This is a genomic window from Alphaproteobacteria bacterium LSUCC0396 (assembly GCA_041228345.1).
Classification (GTDB): domain Bacteria; phylum Pseudomonadota; class Alphaproteobacteria; order Puniceispirillales; family Puniceispirillaceae; genus UBA3439.
In genome coordinates this window covers 1,964,006-1,979,835 of the sequence record CP166131.1, presented here as the reverse complement: position 1 = coordinate 1,979,835, position 15,830 = coordinate 1,964,006, and the positions used below count along the sequence as shown (strand labels likewise).

Sequence of the window (15,830 nt, the reverse complement as noted above, 5' to 3'; positions counted from 1 at the left end):
TCTTTTTTTTGGCGATAATATTATAAACTGGCACTCATCCCGCCATCAATGGTCAGGGTCTCACCGGTCATATAGCTATTCGCCGGATCCAACAGAAAAAGCAGCGCCGGCATCAACTCGGCAGGGGATGCAAACCGGCGAAGCGCAGTGCGTTTTTGCAGCTTTACACCGGCGTCGCTTGATAGAAAGTCACGATTTAAATCAGTAACCACATAGCCCGGCGCCAGCGCATTAACCCGAATATTGTCATGCGCCAGCTCCAATGCAGCCGCGCGTGTCATCTGAATGATGGCTGCCTTGCTCATCGCGTAAATACCAGTATGCGGCAAAGGCCGGTGACCTAAAACCGAGGCTATATTAACGATCACACCGCCGCCAGCCGCCTTTAGTGCAGGAACCGATGCCTGTAATATCCATAGGCTGCCAAGTAAATTGGTGTCAATCAAACGCCGGACTTCATCTTCATCGCTTTCATGCAACGCCGAGGTCATGGCAATGCCGGCATTATTGACCAGCCCGTCAAATTGCTGACCCGCGAGATGCCCAGATAGATGTCCAGATTTCGCGACATCAGCAACCACAATATCATGCCCGTCACCGGGAAGGCCCTTGATCATTGCCGCCAATGCCCCTGCATCACGGCCGAGTGCAAGCACGCTTCCACCAGCCTTGGCAATCGTCTGACAAAAAGCCGCCCCAAGCCCGCGCGCCGCGCCGGTAACTAAAATCCTTTTGCCGTCGAGCTGTCCGGTCATCTTATCTCTCCAAGGTCAATAGTTCAGGTTTGACCTCATTTATGCTTGTCTGAATAACGGTCATTGAAGGTGGTGTCTTTTTTTCGCCATTGCCTGAAACAGCCTAGTAAACTTACGCTAGCTGAGCCAATATGGTCAAAACAATCTTCTCTGCCATCATGTGATTCTATCGGCAGTTTATTATCAACTCCGTTACTTTTGAGCCCGAGCCAGAACATGACCAATCCTGAAAACGGCCCCAATACCGCGCGTGACCCGTCTTTCTATAAGCCTCTCGTTGCATGGCTGAGAGACGCTGCACCTGATATCGGCGTGCCGTTATCTTTGGATAAATTTTCCACTGGCCAGTCGAACCCAACCTACCGGCTGCAAACCGATCTTGGCGGCGCGGATGGCCGCTTTGTGCTGCGTACCCAGCCCGCCGGATTGCTGCTGAAATCAGCCCATGCCGTTGACCGTGAATATCGCGTAATGAAGGCATTGGGGAAAAGCCCGGTGCCCGTACCCGATATGATTGCCGTCTGCGATGATCCAGATGTGGTCGGTATGAAATTTTTTGTCATGCGCGAAGTTGATGGCGAAACGCTGTTTGATCCGGCATTAGCCAGCTATAGTGCCGGTGACCGCGGCGCCCTGTTTTATGCCAAAATTGACGTGCTTGCCGCACTCGCCGCGATTGATCCGATTGCGCAAGGGCTGGAAGGCTATGGGAAACCAACCGGCTATATCGACCGCCAATTCGCCACATGGACACGCCAATATCGTGCCAGCGAAACCGAAACGATCGCCGCAATGGAATTTCTGATTACCGAATTGCCCGCCTGTCTCGACGGGGATATGCCCGGATTTTGCATTATCCATGGCGATTTCCGGCTAGATAATCTGCTGATCCGCAATCGCACCGAAATTGCCGCGCTGATTGATTGGGAACTTAGCACGCTGGGGCCCGCCTTTATTGATCTTAGCTATTGGTGTGCAATGCTGCGGATGCAGTCTGACTGGCCGATTGGCGGGCTTGGTGGTATCAACCGGACCGGCCTTGGCATACCTGATGAGGCGCAATTGGTCAGCGCCTTCTGCGCAAAAACTGGGCTTGATCGTCCGGCAAATTGGGAGGCGTTGATTGCCTTTCAATGTTTCCGTTTCGCCGCAATCCTGCAAGGCGTTCTAAAACGCCACCTAGATGGTAATGCGTCAGCTGACAATGCGGCATCGGTCGGTGGTCAAGCGCAACTCGTTGCCATGCTTGGCGCTGATATTCTGTCACGCTATCTTGGCAAAACCGCCTGATTGACCCCCGTTGACCAAGATTGTTGGTCTCAATAGAGGCTTTTCATCCAGCGGTGAAGCCGCGCGCCATCATGGTCGCTGCCATCGCAAAGACGATCAACCAGATTGAAATGATGCAAGCCCCCGCATCCGTGAAACATGACCTGATCTCCGCGCTGGCGCAACGCATCTGCCATAATCCATGATTGATCAATCCACCCCGACGGCTCGCCGCCGCCAACTGCGATATAATAGGCCGGCCCAACCGCAGGCATATGGGTCAGGCAGTTCCAGTTACTGGCCTCATCCTTACTAAGCCGCACATCGTCATTGACCGCCAATTCTCGAACCAGCTCGGTTTCATATATTCCCGACAAGGCCGCAATACCGGCAAGCCTGCCCTGCAATTTCGGGTGATGTGACAAATGCAGGGCGATATGCGCGCCCGCCGAATGCCCGAGCATGATGATCGGCTGATCTTGGCCTGCAGCATCCAGAGTGCCGATAATCTCGTCAATACCGACATGAAGATGCTGCATCATCTGGGTCACGCTAACCTCAGGGCATAGCGGGTAATTCATATTCACCAGCCCAAACCCGCTTTTGGCAAGATCTGCCATATGATGATCCATATCGGCCTTGTCCAATGCACGCCAATACCCACCATGGATATTCAGAATAATTGGCTGATTTGCAGCCCCTGGATGCAGGTCAAACTGCATCAGGCGATGCGCCCCATAGGCCACATTAAACCTGCCGGTCAGCTCCGCCCGGCGCGCTGCCGAACGGTCGGCCCATGCCGCAAGACATAGCGCCGCCTCATCCCCAACAGCAACGCGCGGATTAAACTGTGCTTCCATGTCATGATGACGCCATTCAACCCAGCTCATGTAGAATTCTGCCCTGATATTTTGCGGCCATCTAAAATAACGGGCGGCTTATGCGCCGTCATCGTAACCGACCCGCCGGTCCATAATTCCACCTCAACAAGACATGAATGTGCGGCGGGTCCCTGCGCCAGCTTTGAGGTGCCAATATCCGGCGTCAACACATTCGGATTACCGTGATGGCAGCTAAGGCCAGATGTTCCTGAAAGGTCTGGATCAAACCATGCGCCAGTGCTGACAATCAGCACCCCCTGCATCACCTCATCACTGACAACCGCGCCGCAAAGACACGCACCGCGATCATTATAAAGCCGCACGATATCGCCGTTTACAATCCCACGTGCCGCTGCATCTTGGCGATTAATCTTGACCGGCTCATGTCCGTCAATCTTGGAAGCGCGGCTAATACTGCCATGATCAAGTTGCGAGTGCAGACGGGCGGTTGGCTGGTTACCAAGAAGGTGAAGTCGGGTGCCGCAATCAGGGCTGCCAAGCCACTCTGGCGGAACAAACCAACACGGGTGCGCTGCGCAATCATCATATTTAAAACCGGCGATCGTTTCTGAATAGATCTCGATCTTGCCACTTGGCGTTGACAGCGGATTGGCGATCGGGTCAGCGCGAAAATCAGCCAGCATAACATGGGCTTCTTCTGGTGGTTCCAGCTTGAACCAGCCTTCGTCTCGAAACGCATCATAGCCGGGCAATTCATGGCCTTGTTGGGCGGCGGCCTGTTTCGTCATATCATAGAGCCAGCGTTGCCAATCTTCGGCATTACGGCCTTCGGTAAAGGCATCTTCAGCCCCCATCCTTGCAGCAATCCCGCGGAAAATTTCAAAATCATCACGCGCATCACCAACCGGTGCAATGGCCGCCTGCATCGAGACGAAATAATTATCCATCGGCGACATCGCAATATCGTCTCGCTCCAGCGTTGTTGTGCAAGGCAGAACAATATCGGCGTGTTTGGCAAGGGCGTTCCAGCACCATTCATGCGCAATAATCGTCTCTGGTTTCTGCCAGCCCGCACAAAGTCTATTCAAATCCTGATGATGATGAAAAGGATTGCCACCGGCCCAATAGATCATCTTGATATCGGGATAACGGTAACGCACACCATCATAGTCAAATTCATCACCAGGATTGAGCAGCATATCAGCAATACGCGCCACCGGAATAAAACTTGAAACCCCGTTTATGCCCTGCGGCATGGCCGCAACCGGCAGCCGCTGAATATCATTACCAACCGTATTTACCGCCGAATAACCAAGCCCAAATCCGCCCCCGGGCAAGCCGATCTGGCCAAGCATCGCCGCCAGCGTAATGCCAGCCCAAAATGGCTGTTCACCATGCGCCTGTCGGGTTAGTGACCAGCTAAATGACAACATGGTTCGTGATTGCGCCATTTTAATCGCCAGCGCCTCGATCGCCTCCACCTCAATATTGCAAAGCGCGGCCGCCCACGCGGCATCCTTAACCAGACCATCAGTGGCACCGGTCAGATAATCGGCAAAAGCATCAAAGCCAACACAATACCGGTCAAGAAAACTGCGGTCATGCAGCCCCTGACCAAACAGCGTATGGCACAGGCCAATCATCAGCGCTGTATCACTGTTCGGGCGTATCGGCATCCATTCAGCATTAACATCATCAATCATGTCCGTGCGCAACGGTGACACTGAGACAAATTCAACACCGTTTTGATGCGCTGCGAGAATGGACTCCTTCTGAATATGCCGACCAAGTCCGCCCTGCCCAATTTGCCCATTCTTCAGTGGCACCCCGCCAAAAGCGACAAATAGCTGTGCATGGTCACGCACCGACTTCCAGCTCGTCTGATTGTATATGTAATCACGGAAATGCCCAATCACATGCGGCACGATAACCTCAGCGGCAGCAAAGCTGTAGGTGTTGACCGATTTTGTATAGCCGCCAATGCTGTTCAAAAATCGGTGTAACTGCCCCGGCGCATGATGAAACCGGCCGGCGCTTGCCCAGCCATAAGAACCAGCATAGATCGCCTCATTTCCATATGCGCTGATAACCCGGTCCAGCTCGGCGGCAACGATTTGATCTGCCTGATCCCAGCTTACCCGAACAAATGGATCGAGGCCGCGGCGTTCGGGATGACTTGCCGGCCCATGATCCAGCCAGCTTTTACGGATCATTGGCCCAATGATGCGCGATTCATGATCAATAACGTCAACGATACCCTTTCCAATCTCAGTCGGATCGGAATCTTCAGCGAAATGGCTGAGGCCGGTCAATCGGCCGTCCTTTACATGAGCGTGATAGGTACCCCAATGTGCGCTTGTTAGGCTCATTTGATCGCATCCCTTTGCTGCCCCACCATGGATTGGCCGACACATTCTGCCAGCGCGTGACGTCCGCATTTCTATGACAATACGCGATTGCCGGCGAAAATCTAGCGGAAATCAAACCCCATTTTTGCTGCGGTTTTAATCCCTTTGCCTCTCGGTTTTTACCACTTTACTGACCGGCGCTACTGACCGCCTCTGGATATTTTTTTGTTGCGATTGGTGATGGTAACGGCACACTTAAAACCTCGTTTATCTCTTATCGCTGTAACTGGATGAATGTTTATGTCAAACCTCACCTTACCTGATCTTCCCGTCTATGAGCTTTATGCCATTCGTTATGCCACCCGTGACGCCGTCAGAAGCGAGCATTTTATTGGCGGCGATCCACATGATGGCCCGATGCCGATGGATTATTTTATCTGGCTGGCAAAATCTGAAAATCATATTGTGGTGATTGATACAGGCTTTACCGCCGATATGGCGACCAAGCGTAACCGGCAATTCATCCAGTGCCCGATCAAGACTTTAGACGCGCTTGGCATTCAAGCCGATGCTGTTGATGATGTTATTTTAACCCATCTTCATTATGATCACTCGGGCCATTTCGACCGGTTTCCCGGGGCACAGTTTCATCTTCAGGAACAAGAGCTGCAATATGCAACTGGCCGCTACATGCGCTATCCGCAATTGCAACACGCGTTTGAGCTGGATGATGTATGCGGGATCGTGCGCCTTAATTACGCGCAAAAAGTTACATTCTATGATGGCGACGGTGAGGTTTCCACAGGACTGCGGCTGCACCGCACTGGCGGCCATTCCGCCGGGCTGCAATTTGTGTCGGTTCACACCAAGCGCGGCTGGGTAGTTCTAGCCTCGGATGCCAGCCATTATTATGAACATATGGAGAGCTATCGGCCTTTTACCATCGCCTTTCACGTTGGCGAAATGATGGAAAGTTTTGACCGACTGAAAAAGGTTGCACCAAGTCTCGATCACATTATTCCCGGCCATGACCCAAAGGTAATGAAAAAATATCCGGCACTGGCTGGAAAAGATGGCTTGGTGGTGCGACTTGACGAGAACCCTTTTTAACGCTGTCTATGCGCGGCTAGCCCAATATTCCTCGCCGTAATCATGAAGAATTTCATCACCAGCCCTGATGTCGGCAAGCGCTGTGAATTCGATAAACCGGTTGTCAACATCGGCAATTTGCCATTCTGCATTTGCCGGTGAGCCATGATTATAGATCATCCCGCACCCCAGCACGCAAAGATAATCGCTTTTCACATCAGGGCTGGTAAAAAGGTAATCATTCAGCCGGTTGATTTCATGTAAATCATCGTCATCGATTACCAAATAGAAACAGCGTTCGATCAGGCTACCTTTTGGCAAATCGACACACGCAAAGACGCCAAGCCCATGCAACGGTGAATCGCGAACCTCAATCCGTGCGGCCTGATGGCCGGCAAGAGGTGCAAGCTCTTTCATTGTTATATCTCCGTATAGGGATTGCTGACAACTGATACCACTGACGCGGGAATATGATAAAGCTTTCCTGTTTAGGGGTAAATTATACTGTTGCCTTGAGCCGGTTGACCAGCGAAGATATCCTCGTAAAAATATTTATGTTGCTATAGTGCAGCACCAATTTTGTTTTTCTTATTAATTATTTGGCCAATCGAAAATCAAGTCTATTATCATGACAACAACAGCTCACTCCTCACTTCCCTTGCTATTCACTCCAATAAAATTGCGTGGTCTCGAAATACGCAATAGAATAATGGCATCTCCAATGTGTCAATATTTGTCAGAAGGTGGCGGCCCTAATGACTGGCACCTAATGCATTTAGGCCGCCTTGCTATCGGAGGCTGTGGCATTGTTTTTGGCGAAGAGACTGCGGTCGAACCGAATGGCCGCAAAACATACTCTTGCGCAGGCATGTATGACACAAAGCATGTAGGTGCGTATCGTCGCCTTACTAATGTTATAAAGAAAAATGGAGCAGTGCCCGCTATTCAATTGGGGCACTCTGGCCGTAAAGGGTCCTGCCATGGTGCTATCGAAGGCTGGCGGCCACTCGAACTCGAGGACGCCAAGTATGGGAAAGCTCCCTGGCAAGTCATGGCCCCTACGGCACATAACTGTCCCCCTCGTCCTATTTTCCCAAAAGAAATGGATCTTGATGACATAAAAAAGGTGATCAGCTCTTTTCGCACAGCTGCTAAAATGAGCATCGACTCCGGTTATGAAATTGTTGAGATTCATGGCGCGCACGGCTACCTGATACATCAATTTCTCTCATCAACCTCAAACCAAAGAGAGGACGCTTATGGTGGAAGCCTTGAGAACAGAATGAGGCTTGCCGTCGAGGTTGCTGTGGCTGTCAGAGAAGTTTGGCCTCAAGATAAACCTGTTTTTTTCAGGCTTTCTGCTGTTGATGGCAAAGGGGGTAGCTGGTCACTTTTTGAGTCAATCCAGCTAGCTGCAGCACTCAAAGCAGTTGAGATTGATATGATTGATGTATCTTCTGGAGGAGTGATGGGCGACAGCGAGATGCCCATGGTGCCACGCATACCAGCCTATCAGGTCGAGTTTTCAAAACGCATAAGATCAGCAGTTGGAATCAAAACTGTTGCTGTTGGCGGTATAACAGAACCAAAACAAGCCGAAGAAATATTGCAAGCAGGCGATGCTGATTTGATAGCTTTAGCACGCGAACTTTTGTGGAATGCTGACTGGCCCTCCCACTCAGCAAAGGCATTAGGGTTACAAGATCCGTTTGCCTACCTCCCAGAGGGCTATGCTCATCGCCTTCGCCTTCGGGAGAGCCAAAAAGAAATGAAGATAAATCAAGACGAAACGGAAATTACCAAAAGTCTGAGTTATTTTCTCAGTAATGCCGATGCTTCCGCAGATTAGACTAGTGGCTTAATTTGATAATAAACAATCGTGTTATTTAATTGGGTTCGCGCCACCATAAGTCCAGCGGTAATGCGGTGGTGTTGGGCCTTTATTCCTCTCTTTGCGGCCAGCTTGCTCATGCGCATGCGCAAGTGCCCCAACCGATCTTGACAGACAGAAAAGGCCGCGCGCCAATGCAGGCTCAAACCCAAGCTCGGCATAAATTACCGCGGTCACACCATCAACATTCATCGGAATTGGCTTGCCTTTTAAATCGGCTAGAAACCGTTCAACCCCCACCGCAATTTCGGCAAAGCCACCATCGCAGATGTTTGCTGCAACCGCCGCCTCAAGCAGCGTCATCAACCGCAACGATCGAGGGTCAGCGTTCTTATGAAAGCGGTGACCAAATCCCGGAACAAGACGATTATTCGCCTGATAGACAGTCTTGATCGCCGTTTCTAGCGGCATCTCCACCGCCTGTGCTTTGACATCATGGAAGAATTGCATGGCCTGCTCGCCGGCACCGCCATGAACATCGCCTAGCATATTGATCGCGTTCGCCATCGCATTATTAAGCGACAGGCCGCAGCTAACCGCCATCCGCGCCGCAGCAATTGAGGGCGCTTGTGGGCCATGATCAACCGCTGACACCAGCGCCGCCTCAAGCAAGGCCGCCTGTGATTTATCAGGCCGCGTGCCACGGGTCATCAGCCAGACCACTTCAGCAAAGCCGATATTGCCGATCAAATCCTCAATCGGAAACCCCCGCAGCCGAATTTGACCCGGCGCCATATCAATAATATCGGTTTGCCACCAATCTGCTACATCCGTCATGGCCTTCACTCCTTTGCCGCTATGCGTTGGTTTCTGCCTCAATTGCATCATCGGCAAGACCAATGATACCGTCAGCATATAATTCCTTGATCTGGGCGGCTGAAAACCCAAGGCTTTCAAGACATGGGGCAGTATCAGCGCCAATGACCGGCGGATTACGCGTTAGATTGCCAATGCGCCCATCAAGGCTTATCGGCAGGTTTGGCAGCCGGCCTTTTTCCCCATTGGGCATGATCGTTTCAAGAAGGTAACCACCGTCATTTAGGTGCGGATCGTTGAACAGCGCTTCGGGCCGCGCGATCGGCGCAAATGGCAGATCAGCCGCAATCGCTTTTTCGGTCACCGCCGCCAGATCCAGACCGGCGATCGTCGCCGCCAGCCGTGGCAACAGACGCGCGCGCGCCTCGATACGCTGATTATTGGTTGCCAGCGTTGCATCAGCACTTAGATCATCACAGCCAAAAATATTACAAAATCTGAGCCAATGCTTATCCGAGGTGATGCCAAGAAACACCATGTGATCATCCTTGGTGCGGAATTGATCATAAATCGCCCATGCAGATACCCGTGCCGGCATCGGCGGCACCGGCTCATCCGACTGGGCGGCATAGGCAAGATGCTGGCCCATCAGGAACATCGCGCTTTCAAACAATGCCGATTTAACCAATTGCCCTTGGCCGGTTTTTTGCCGTTCTATCAATGCTGCCTGAACCGCAACAACACCAAATGTACCGCCCATAATATCGACAACGGACGCACCCGCGCGCAATGGCTGACCGGGCGGCCCAGTCATATAGGCCAGCCCACTCATCATTTGCACAACCTCATCAAGCGCAATCCGGTTTTCATAAAGGCCCGGCAAAAATCCCTTTAACGACAGATAGATCAGACGCGGGTAATCTGCGCCTATTTGACCGTAATCAAGCCCCAGCCGTGTCATCGTTCCGGGGGCAAAATTTTCAATCAGCACGTCAGTTTTAGTCAAAAGCCGTTTGACGATCCCAAGGCCGCGCGGATCTTTCAGATTAAGTGCCACACTTTGCTTATTACGGTTAAAAAAGGGAAAGTAACCGGTACCAAAGCCCTTTAACCGCCGTGTCGGATCACCGGCAACAGGCTCAATCCGGATCACCTCAGCGCCAAGATCAGCAAGGATCAATCCGGCGGTTGGCCCCATAACCGTGTGGCCGAAATCAAGCACGCGCAACCCCGCAAGCGGCATGGCATCGGCACTCATATAGTGTCTCCGCCGGCACCATTTTTCGGGCCTATCCGGACCAGCGCATCAAGCATCAGAACGCCATCAGATCGCACCAATACCGGATTAATCTCGGCCTCGGCAATCCGGTCACTACCAGCCAGCCTTGATAGGTTTGTTATCAACCTAGCCAATGCGTCAAGATCGCCTTTAGGTTTTCCGCGATAACCACGAAGGGCGGCAAAGCCCTTCACCTCGGCAATCATCTTATGCGCGGTTGCAAGACTGACCGGTGCGGGGCGTATAGTTACATCTTGGTAAATCTCGGCAAAAATACCGCCGGCGCCAACGGTAATGAACGGCCCAACCAGATTATCATGCCGCAACCCAACCAGCGCCTCGCCAAGCCCGAGGGCCATTTCTTGAACCAGCACCCCATCAATATTTGCCGTTGGCGCATGAATTTTTACCGCACGCTGCATCTCGGCAATCGCCGCCTCAAGCGCCGCCTCAGATTCAATCGACAGAACCACCGCACCATAATCAGATTTATGCGGCAAATCCGCCGAGACCAGTTTAGCAACCAGCGGGAATTCTAACCCTGTTTCAGCCACCATGGCCGATGCTTTAAACGCTGCGTCATCACCGGCCGGTAAAAATAAATGCCGCGGCCCCTCGATACCAAGCGCGGCAAAAAGCCGGCACCCATCAACCTCATTCAACAGCCCCCCGGCATCACCGATTTTGGCAGTCGAAATCATTGTCTCTAGCTGCTGCCCTATGGCCAGATGATCATCCGCCTTTGTGCCAATATGACGTTCATCACCATGATCATCTTGATCGGTTTCCACATCATCACACAGCAATAGTCCAATGCTGTCGGCACAGCTCTCGACACTGCCAAAGCATGGAATTCCAGCCGCCTCCAGCATCGTCATTGAGGTGACTGCAACCGGCAACGGAAAGGCCGCCACCGGTGCCGCTGCCGGATTTTCAGCAACCGCATCAATAATGGGCTTTACCGCCAGTTCGGGATTAAACTGCGCCGACGAGCCAATCGCCACCACAACAATCCCGGTTTCGGGATCATTGATCAATTGAGTGATGGCCTTTTTCATAATATCATACTGGGCACCGGCGAGCGTAACATCGACAAGTTTGCCACTGCCACTTGGAATGTTCTGCGACGTAAAAAACGCTTTCGAAGCCGGGCTTAATCCGGTCAACTCGACACCGCGGAGGCTGAGCTGGTCAACCAGCATCGCCCCACCGCCGCCAGTTGTCGTGACAACGGTTGCACGGCGTGGACGCGATCCCAATTGGGACTTTTTCATCAATAATGCCGGCGCCTCAAACAGCGCATCAAACTGGCGAACCTCGGCCACCGAATGCTGTGCTAGAAACGCCCGAACCGCCGCCGCCTCACCAGTCATGGCACCAGTATGCGAAACCGACAAGGCCTGACCATCGGTCGATTTTCCAAGCATATAGGCCACTACCGGCTTGCCAAGCCGTTTGGCTGCTTGGGCAAATTCAGCGAATATCTGCGGATTGCGCATGGTTTCCAGAAACAAGACAAACCCGTCGATATCTTCATCATCAACCAAGGTCAGGCCAAGCCTGCCAACACAAACCTGCGCCTCATTACCAAGCGAGACCAGCGCGGCAAAGCCGATATTTCGTGCCTGCCCCCGCGAAACAAGCGTGCCAATCAGACTGCCACTATGCGATAGAACCGCCAGCCGCCCGCGCGGTAAATCGTCGATTTTAAAGGCCGCATTGGTGGTGCAGACGAAGCCATTATTAGTGTTTACCACGCCCATCGAATTTGGCCCGATCAGCATCAGCTTGGCGGCATTCGCCTTTTCCACAAGCCGCGCTTGGCGTGCTTGCCCCTCGCTGCCGGCCTCGGCAAACCCGTCGGCCAGCACCGAGACAATCTGCACACCGGCGGCGATACAATCATCCAGCGCCGCCTCAACCAGTTCAGTGCCAAGCAGAATATAGGCGTGATCTATCTTTTCAGGGATTGCCGAGACCGACGGATAAGCCTTGATGCCAAGCACCTCGTCACGGCGCGGGTTGACGATATAAATTTTACCGGCAAACCCATGTTGCTGGCAGAATTGCAACGGCCGCGCCGACAGTTTTTTTGCATCACCCGATACACCAATGAGCGCAATTGATTTTGGCGCAACAAGCGCGCACCCTAAATCATGCCCAGCCTCATCCGCAAAATCACCCATAATATTGCCCTTAATATCGCGCATGATCAGCCATCAATTTTTGGCGGCTTTGGCGGGCGCTGCTGGAAACGCCGTTCAAAAACACCCTCGGCAATCCGGTTTTTCAGAATTTCTGTTGACCCGCCAGCAATCATCCAGCCGCGTGTCCGCCGCATGCAATATTGCACGATGCTGTCGTCACTAAAGCCCAGCGCACCCATCACCTGCAACGCCTCATTTGCGGCAAAGAAGCCAGCCTCGTTACATGCCAGTTTTGCCACAGCCGAATCATGCGCCGATGGCAGGCCATTATCAGCCCGCGTTACTGCCCGCATCAGCAATAGCTGTGCAGCCTCAAGCCGCATTTCCATTTCGGCGAATTTCCACTGTATCCCCTGAAATTCGCAAATATCACGGCCAAATTGTTGGCGCGTTTTGGCATGATCACGCGCCTCGCTAAATGCTTTGCGCCCAACCGCCACGGCACGCGCGGCATTGCCGAGCCGTTCAATGTTAAAGCCGGATATCTGCTTTTTGAATCCCCCCGGGCCAAGCAGGATATTCGCCTTTGGTATCCGGCAATTGTCAAAATAAAGCGGCGACCATGCCTCGCCATTCATATAGCGATAGCCCGGGCCAATAGTAAAACCTGGGGTGCCCTTTTCAATGATCGCCGACCCGATACCCTCGGTACCCGGGCCAAACCGCAAATAGATCAGGAACAAGTCTGCCTCACCGCTATTCGTCCCAAAAACCTTGCTACCATTGATTAAGAAATCATCCCCGTCAGGCGTTGCAGATGTTTTCAGTTCGGTAACAGATGACCCTGCATCGGGTTCGGACATACCAACCGACATCACCCCTTTTCCGGCCAAAAGGTCAGGCAGGAAGCGTGCCAGTTGATCATCACTAGCATATTCGGCGAATGTGCGGATTGCACCGAAATTGCCAGCCTGCACCACATCAGCACTGCGCGGACAAAATTCAGCAACCGCCTGAATCGCCAACACCGCATCGCTTAGACTGCCGCCGATACCGCCCTTGGCTTCGGGAATGGTAATCCCAAGAAGTCCCATCTCGGCAAACCGGGCGGCAATATCCCATGGATAGCCGTCGCTATTGGCCCGGTCAACCGCACCATCCGCCAGTTCAGCAGCGGCAAAGCGCCGGACCGTATCATAGAAAATCTGCTGATCTTGGGTGAGTTCGAAATCCATCTAGGTATCCTCATCATCATTAAAAACAGCCGCCCCGCTAGAGGCAAGCTGGCTAATTTCATCATCGCTAAATCCAGCTGCCAATAATGCAGCCCGCCCCCCTTGGCCAAGGCGCGGCGGTGTCATTGCCGCGTGATCACTCAACGATGCCGGCGACAATCCAGCGATGCGTGCCGCTGGCAATTGACCAAACTCTTCGATCTCAACCCAGCCAATTGCCTCGATTTCAGCAATTTGAGGATCGTCAAACAAATCATCATAATTATGTACCGGCGCATTCAGTATATCGGCTTTCGACAACACATCTACCCAATGCGCCGTTGGCCTTTGCATAATGTGAGGCGCGACAAGATTGTTGATTTCTGCAGCGTTATCAAGCCGGGCCTCGGCCGAATTAAACCGCGGATCATCCAGCCATTCATTGGTGCCCAAATGCTGGCACAGGGCGGTAAAATGCGGATCACGGCGCGCATTTAAACTAAGATAACCATCCGCTGTGGCAAAGGTGCCAACGGGTGCGCCGACCGGCTGAACAGCCGAGCCTTCAAATTTTTGTGCAACAAGACGCGCCTCTTGAAAGGCCATCGCACTTTCCAAAAGGCTTGTTTGAATATGACAACCGCGTCCAGTTGTTGCGCGCCGGTACAGCCCGGCAAATACCGCCTGACTAAGATAAAGGCCGGTCGAATAATCAATCGCCAGCATATTGATCCGGCGCGGCAATCCAGCTTGATCCCGGTTGATGCTCATCAGGCCGGTATAGCCCTGCATCACGGTATCAGTCGCCGGCATACGGCTTTTCGGGCCCGTCGGTCCAAATCCGGTAACCGATGCATAAACAACATTTGGGTTAACCGCCGCCACAGCCGCATAATCAATGCCCAGTCGCTTTGTCACATTAGGCCGGTAATTTTCAATAATGACATCCGCCTTTGCCGCCAGCTTGAACGCCGCAGCACGGCCATCAGGGCTTTTCATATCGAGGGCAAGGCTCTTTTTACCGCGGTTCAAGACGATTGATTCAGCCGAAAAATCGCCTTTGCGAAGACCAAGTGAGCGGCACCAGTCGCCACTACCTTGCGGCTCTACCTTGATAACACTGGCGCCGTTGCGACCTAAAAGCAGCCCGCAATAGGGTGCAGCCACCCCTTGGGCAAATTCCACAACAAGCAACCCGTCAAACGCATCTGCCATTGGATCGGTCATGCTAGCGGCTCTTTTTGTCAAGAAACGCTGTTACCGCCTCATGATGCTCATCACTGGCATAACAGATTGACTGCGCCTCAGAACCCAGCGCAAACACGGTTTCGAGCGTTAAATCAACTGACCGATTGACGATTGATTTTGACAAGGCCACAGCGCTTGGCGGTCCAAAGCACAGGCTTTGTGCCCAGTTGCGTGCCTCATCCAGCAATGTCTCGGCATCGGCCAACCGATCGGCAAGGCCAATCATTGCCGCCTCGTCAGCAGCGACGGTACGGGCACTGAAGATCAGTTCTTTGGCAACTGTTGTTCCAACACGGCGCGGCAGGAAATACAGCCCGCCGCCATCAGGAATTAAGCCGCGTTTCAGATAGGTCATCGAGAAGCTTGCCGCCGGCCCTGCAACAATAAAATCACACGCCAGCGCAAGATCACAGCCCAAGCCCGACGCGGCACCATTAACCGCGGCAATCACTGGCTTGTCCATATGATAGATCGTGGAAATCAGACGATGCGTCTGTTTTTGCCGCTTCCAACCGTTAAATCCAACCTTGCCGCGCGGCGCCTCCAACCGTTCACGCATCCCACCAATATCGCCGCCAGCGCAAAACCCACGCCCCGCACCAGTGAGGACAACTGCGCCAACCTCGTCATCGGCGTTCACCTCGTTAAGCGAATCGATCAGGGCATTTCGCATCGCATCATTGATCGCATTTCGCTTTTCTGGCCGGTTTAATATAACCGTCGCCACCTTGCCATCACGGGCGACATCAATCAGGGGTTGTATGCTTGTCATCAGGGGTTTGCCTCGGTGATTTATAGGGTTGGACCGCCAGCAAAAGCCTTTGCAAAGGCATGAAACGCGGCGAATAGATCATATATTCATCAAAAAGAATAAGGTAAAAAAATGCCCTTGTCATGCGGCAGATTTAATTACGCTTGCCATAGGAAAGATTTATTCAAAGACAGGCTATTTTGACCTTGCAGCACTGCCCGTCTGTTGAAACAATGCTAGT

Annotated in this window: 13 protein-coding genes; 3 read left to right on the top strand and 10 right to left on the bottom strand. The window is 52.6% G+C overall.

The window, feature by feature from the left end:
* Positions 1-20: 20 nt before the first annotated feature.
* Positions 21-755 carry an SDR family NAD(P)-dependent oxidoreductase gene (locus tag AB8881_09490; GenBank protein XDZ62773.1) on the bottom strand — a complete coding sequence of 245 codons (735 nt, stop codon included), beginning with the start codon at positions 753-755 and terminating at the stop codon, positions 21-23.
* A gap of 216 nt (positions 756-971) precedes the next feature.
* Here AB8881_09490 and AB8881_09485 point away from each other — a divergent pair, with 216 nt between their 5' ends.
* Positions 972-2,045, top strand: coding sequence for a phosphotransferase family protein (locus AB8881_09485; GenBank protein ID XDZ62772.1), 1,074 nt, complete (start codon positions 972-974; stop codon positions 2,043-2,045).
* A 29-nt stretch (positions 2,046-2,074) separates the two neighbouring features.
* On the opposite strand, the gene AB8881_09480 is transcribed toward AB8881_09485, so the two are convergent.
* A complete protein-coding gene (locus AB8881_09480) occupies positions 2,075-2,914 on the bottom strand; it encodes an alpha/beta hydrolase (GenBank protein XDZ62771.1) in 840 nt (279 codons plus the stop codon).
* Positions 2,911-5,235 carry a molybdopterin guanine dinucleotide-containing S/N-oxide reductase gene (locus AB8881_09475; GenBank protein ID XDZ62770.1) on the bottom strand — a complete coding sequence of 775 codons (2,325 nt, stop codon included), beginning with the start codon at positions 5,233-5,235 and terminating at the stop codon, positions 2,911-2,913. The genes AB8881_09480 and AB8881_09475 overlap by 4 nt, the downstream gene beginning before the upstream one ends.
* Positions 5,236-5,514: 279 nt before the next feature.
* Between AB8881_09475 and AB8881_09470 the strand changes: the two genes are divergently transcribed.
* Positions 5,515-6,324 (top strand): N-acyl homoserine lactonase family protein, encoded by an 810-nt coding sequence (locus AB8881_09470; GenBank protein ID XDZ62769.1) that lies wholly within the window; start codon positions 5,515-5,517, stop codon positions 6,322-6,324.
* A 6-nt stretch (positions 6,325-6,330) separates the two neighbouring features.
* Here AB8881_09470 and AB8881_09465 read toward each other — a convergent pair whose 3' ends face one another.
* Entirely contained in the window at positions 6,331-6,720 is a 390-nt protein-coding gene (locus tag AB8881_09465) for an SET domain-containing protein (GenBank protein XDZ62768.1), read from the bottom strand.
* 211 nt (positions 6,721-6,931) lie between these two features.
* Between AB8881_09465 and AB8881_09460 the strand changes: the two genes are divergently transcribed.
* A complete protein-coding gene (locus AB8881_09460) occupies positions 6,932-8,152 on the top strand; it encodes an NADH:flavin oxidoreductase/NADH oxidase (protein ID XDZ62767.1) in 1,221 nt (406 codons plus the stop codon).
* 33 nt (positions 8,153-8,185) lie between these two features.
* Here AB8881_09460 and AB8881_09455 read toward each other — a convergent pair whose 3' ends face one another.
* From AB8881_09455 to AB8881_09430, 6 genes are read right to left on the bottom strand one after another with little or no spacing between them, the layout of a single operon-like run.
* Positions 8,186-8,971, bottom strand: a complete 786-nt coding sequence (locus tag AB8881_09455; protein XDZ62766.1) for a citryl-CoA lyase — start codon at positions 8,969-8,971, stop codon at positions 8,186-8,188.
* 19 nt (positions 8,972-8,990) lie between these two features.
* Entirely contained in the window at positions 8,991-10,208 is a 1,218-nt protein-coding gene (locus tag AB8881_09450; protein ID XDZ62765.1) for a CaiB/BaiF CoA transferase family protein, read from the bottom strand.
* Positions 10,205-12,439, bottom strand: a complete 2,235-nt coding sequence (locus AB8881_09445) for an acetate--CoA ligase family protein (GenBank protein ID XDZ62764.1) — start codon at positions 12,437-12,439, stop codon at positions 10,205-10,207. Before AB8881_09445 ends, AB8881_09450 begins: the two co-directional genes overlap by 4 nt.
* Positions 12,440-12,441: 2 nt before the next feature.
* On the bottom strand, positions 12,442-13,611 hold the full coding sequence (locus AB8881_09440; GenBank protein ID XDZ62763.1) for an acyl-CoA dehydrogenase family protein: 1,170 nt from the start codon (positions 13,609-13,611) through the stop codon (positions 12,442-12,444).
* Entirely contained in the window at positions 13,612-14,817 is a 1,206-nt protein-coding gene (locus AB8881_09435) for a CaiB/BaiF CoA transferase family protein (GenBank protein ID XDZ62762.1), read from the bottom strand.
* 1 nt (position 14,818) lies between these two features.
* Positions 14,819-15,610 carry an enoyl-CoA hydratase/isomerase family protein gene (locus AB8881_09430; GenBank protein ID XDZ62761.1) on the bottom strand — a complete coding sequence of 264 codons (792 nt, stop codon included), beginning with the start codon at positions 15,608-15,610 and terminating at the stop codon, positions 14,819-14,821.
* Between the last annotated feature and the right edge of the window lie 220 nt (positions 15,611-15,830).

Excerpts from the sequence above, each read along its gene's own strand:
- AB8881_09490 (XDZ62773.1), bottom strand. The coding sequence starts at position 755 with ATGACCGGACAGCTCGACGGCAAAAGGATTTTAGTTACCGGCGCGGCG.
- AB8881_09485 (XDZ62772.1), top strand. The coding sequence starts at position 972 with ATGACCAATCCTGAAAACGGCCCCAATACCGCGCGTGACCCGTCTTTC.
- AB8881_09480 (XDZ62771.1), bottom strand. The coding sequence starts at position 2,914 with ATGAGCTGGGTTGAATGGCGTCATCATGACATGGAAGCACAGTTTAAT.
- AB8881_09475 (XDZ62770.1), bottom strand. The coding sequence starts at position 5,235 with ATGAGCCTAACAAGCGCACATTGGGGTACCTATCACGCTCATGTAAAG.
- AB8881_09470 (XDZ62769.1), top strand. The coding sequence starts at position 5,515 with ATGTCAAACCTCACCTTACCTGATCTTCCCGTCTATGAGCTTTATGCC.
- AB8881_09465 (XDZ62768.1), bottom strand. The coding sequence starts at position 6,720 with ATGAAAGAGCTTGCACCTCTTGCCGGCCATCAGGCCGCACGGATTGAG.
- AB8881_09460 (XDZ62767.1), top strand. The coding sequence starts at position 6,932 with ATGACAACAACAGCTCACTCCTCACTTCCCTTGCTATTCACTCCAATA.
- AB8881_09455 (XDZ62766.1), bottom strand. The coding sequence starts at position 8,971 with ATGACGGATGTAGCAGATTGGTGGCAAACCGATATTATTGATATGGCG.
- AB8881_09450 (XDZ62765.1), bottom strand. The coding sequence starts at position 10,208 with ATGAGTGCCGATGCCATGCCGCTTGCGGGGTTGCGCGTGCTTGATTTC.
- AB8881_09445 (XDZ62764.1), bottom strand. The coding sequence starts at position 12,439 with ATGCGCGATATTAAGGGCAATATTATGGGTGATTTTGCGGATGAGGCT.
- AB8881_09440 (XDZ62763.1), bottom strand. The coding sequence starts at position 13,611 with ATGGATTTCGAACTCACCCAAGATCAGCAGATTTTCTATGATACGGTC.
- AB8881_09435 (XDZ62762.1), bottom strand. The coding sequence starts at position 14,817 with ATGACCGATCCAATGGCAGATGCGTTTGACGGGTTGCTTGTTGTGGAA.
- AB8881_09430 (XDZ62761.1), bottom strand. The coding sequence starts at position 15,610 with ATGACAAGCATACAACCCCTGATTGATGTCGCCCGTGATGGCAAGGTG.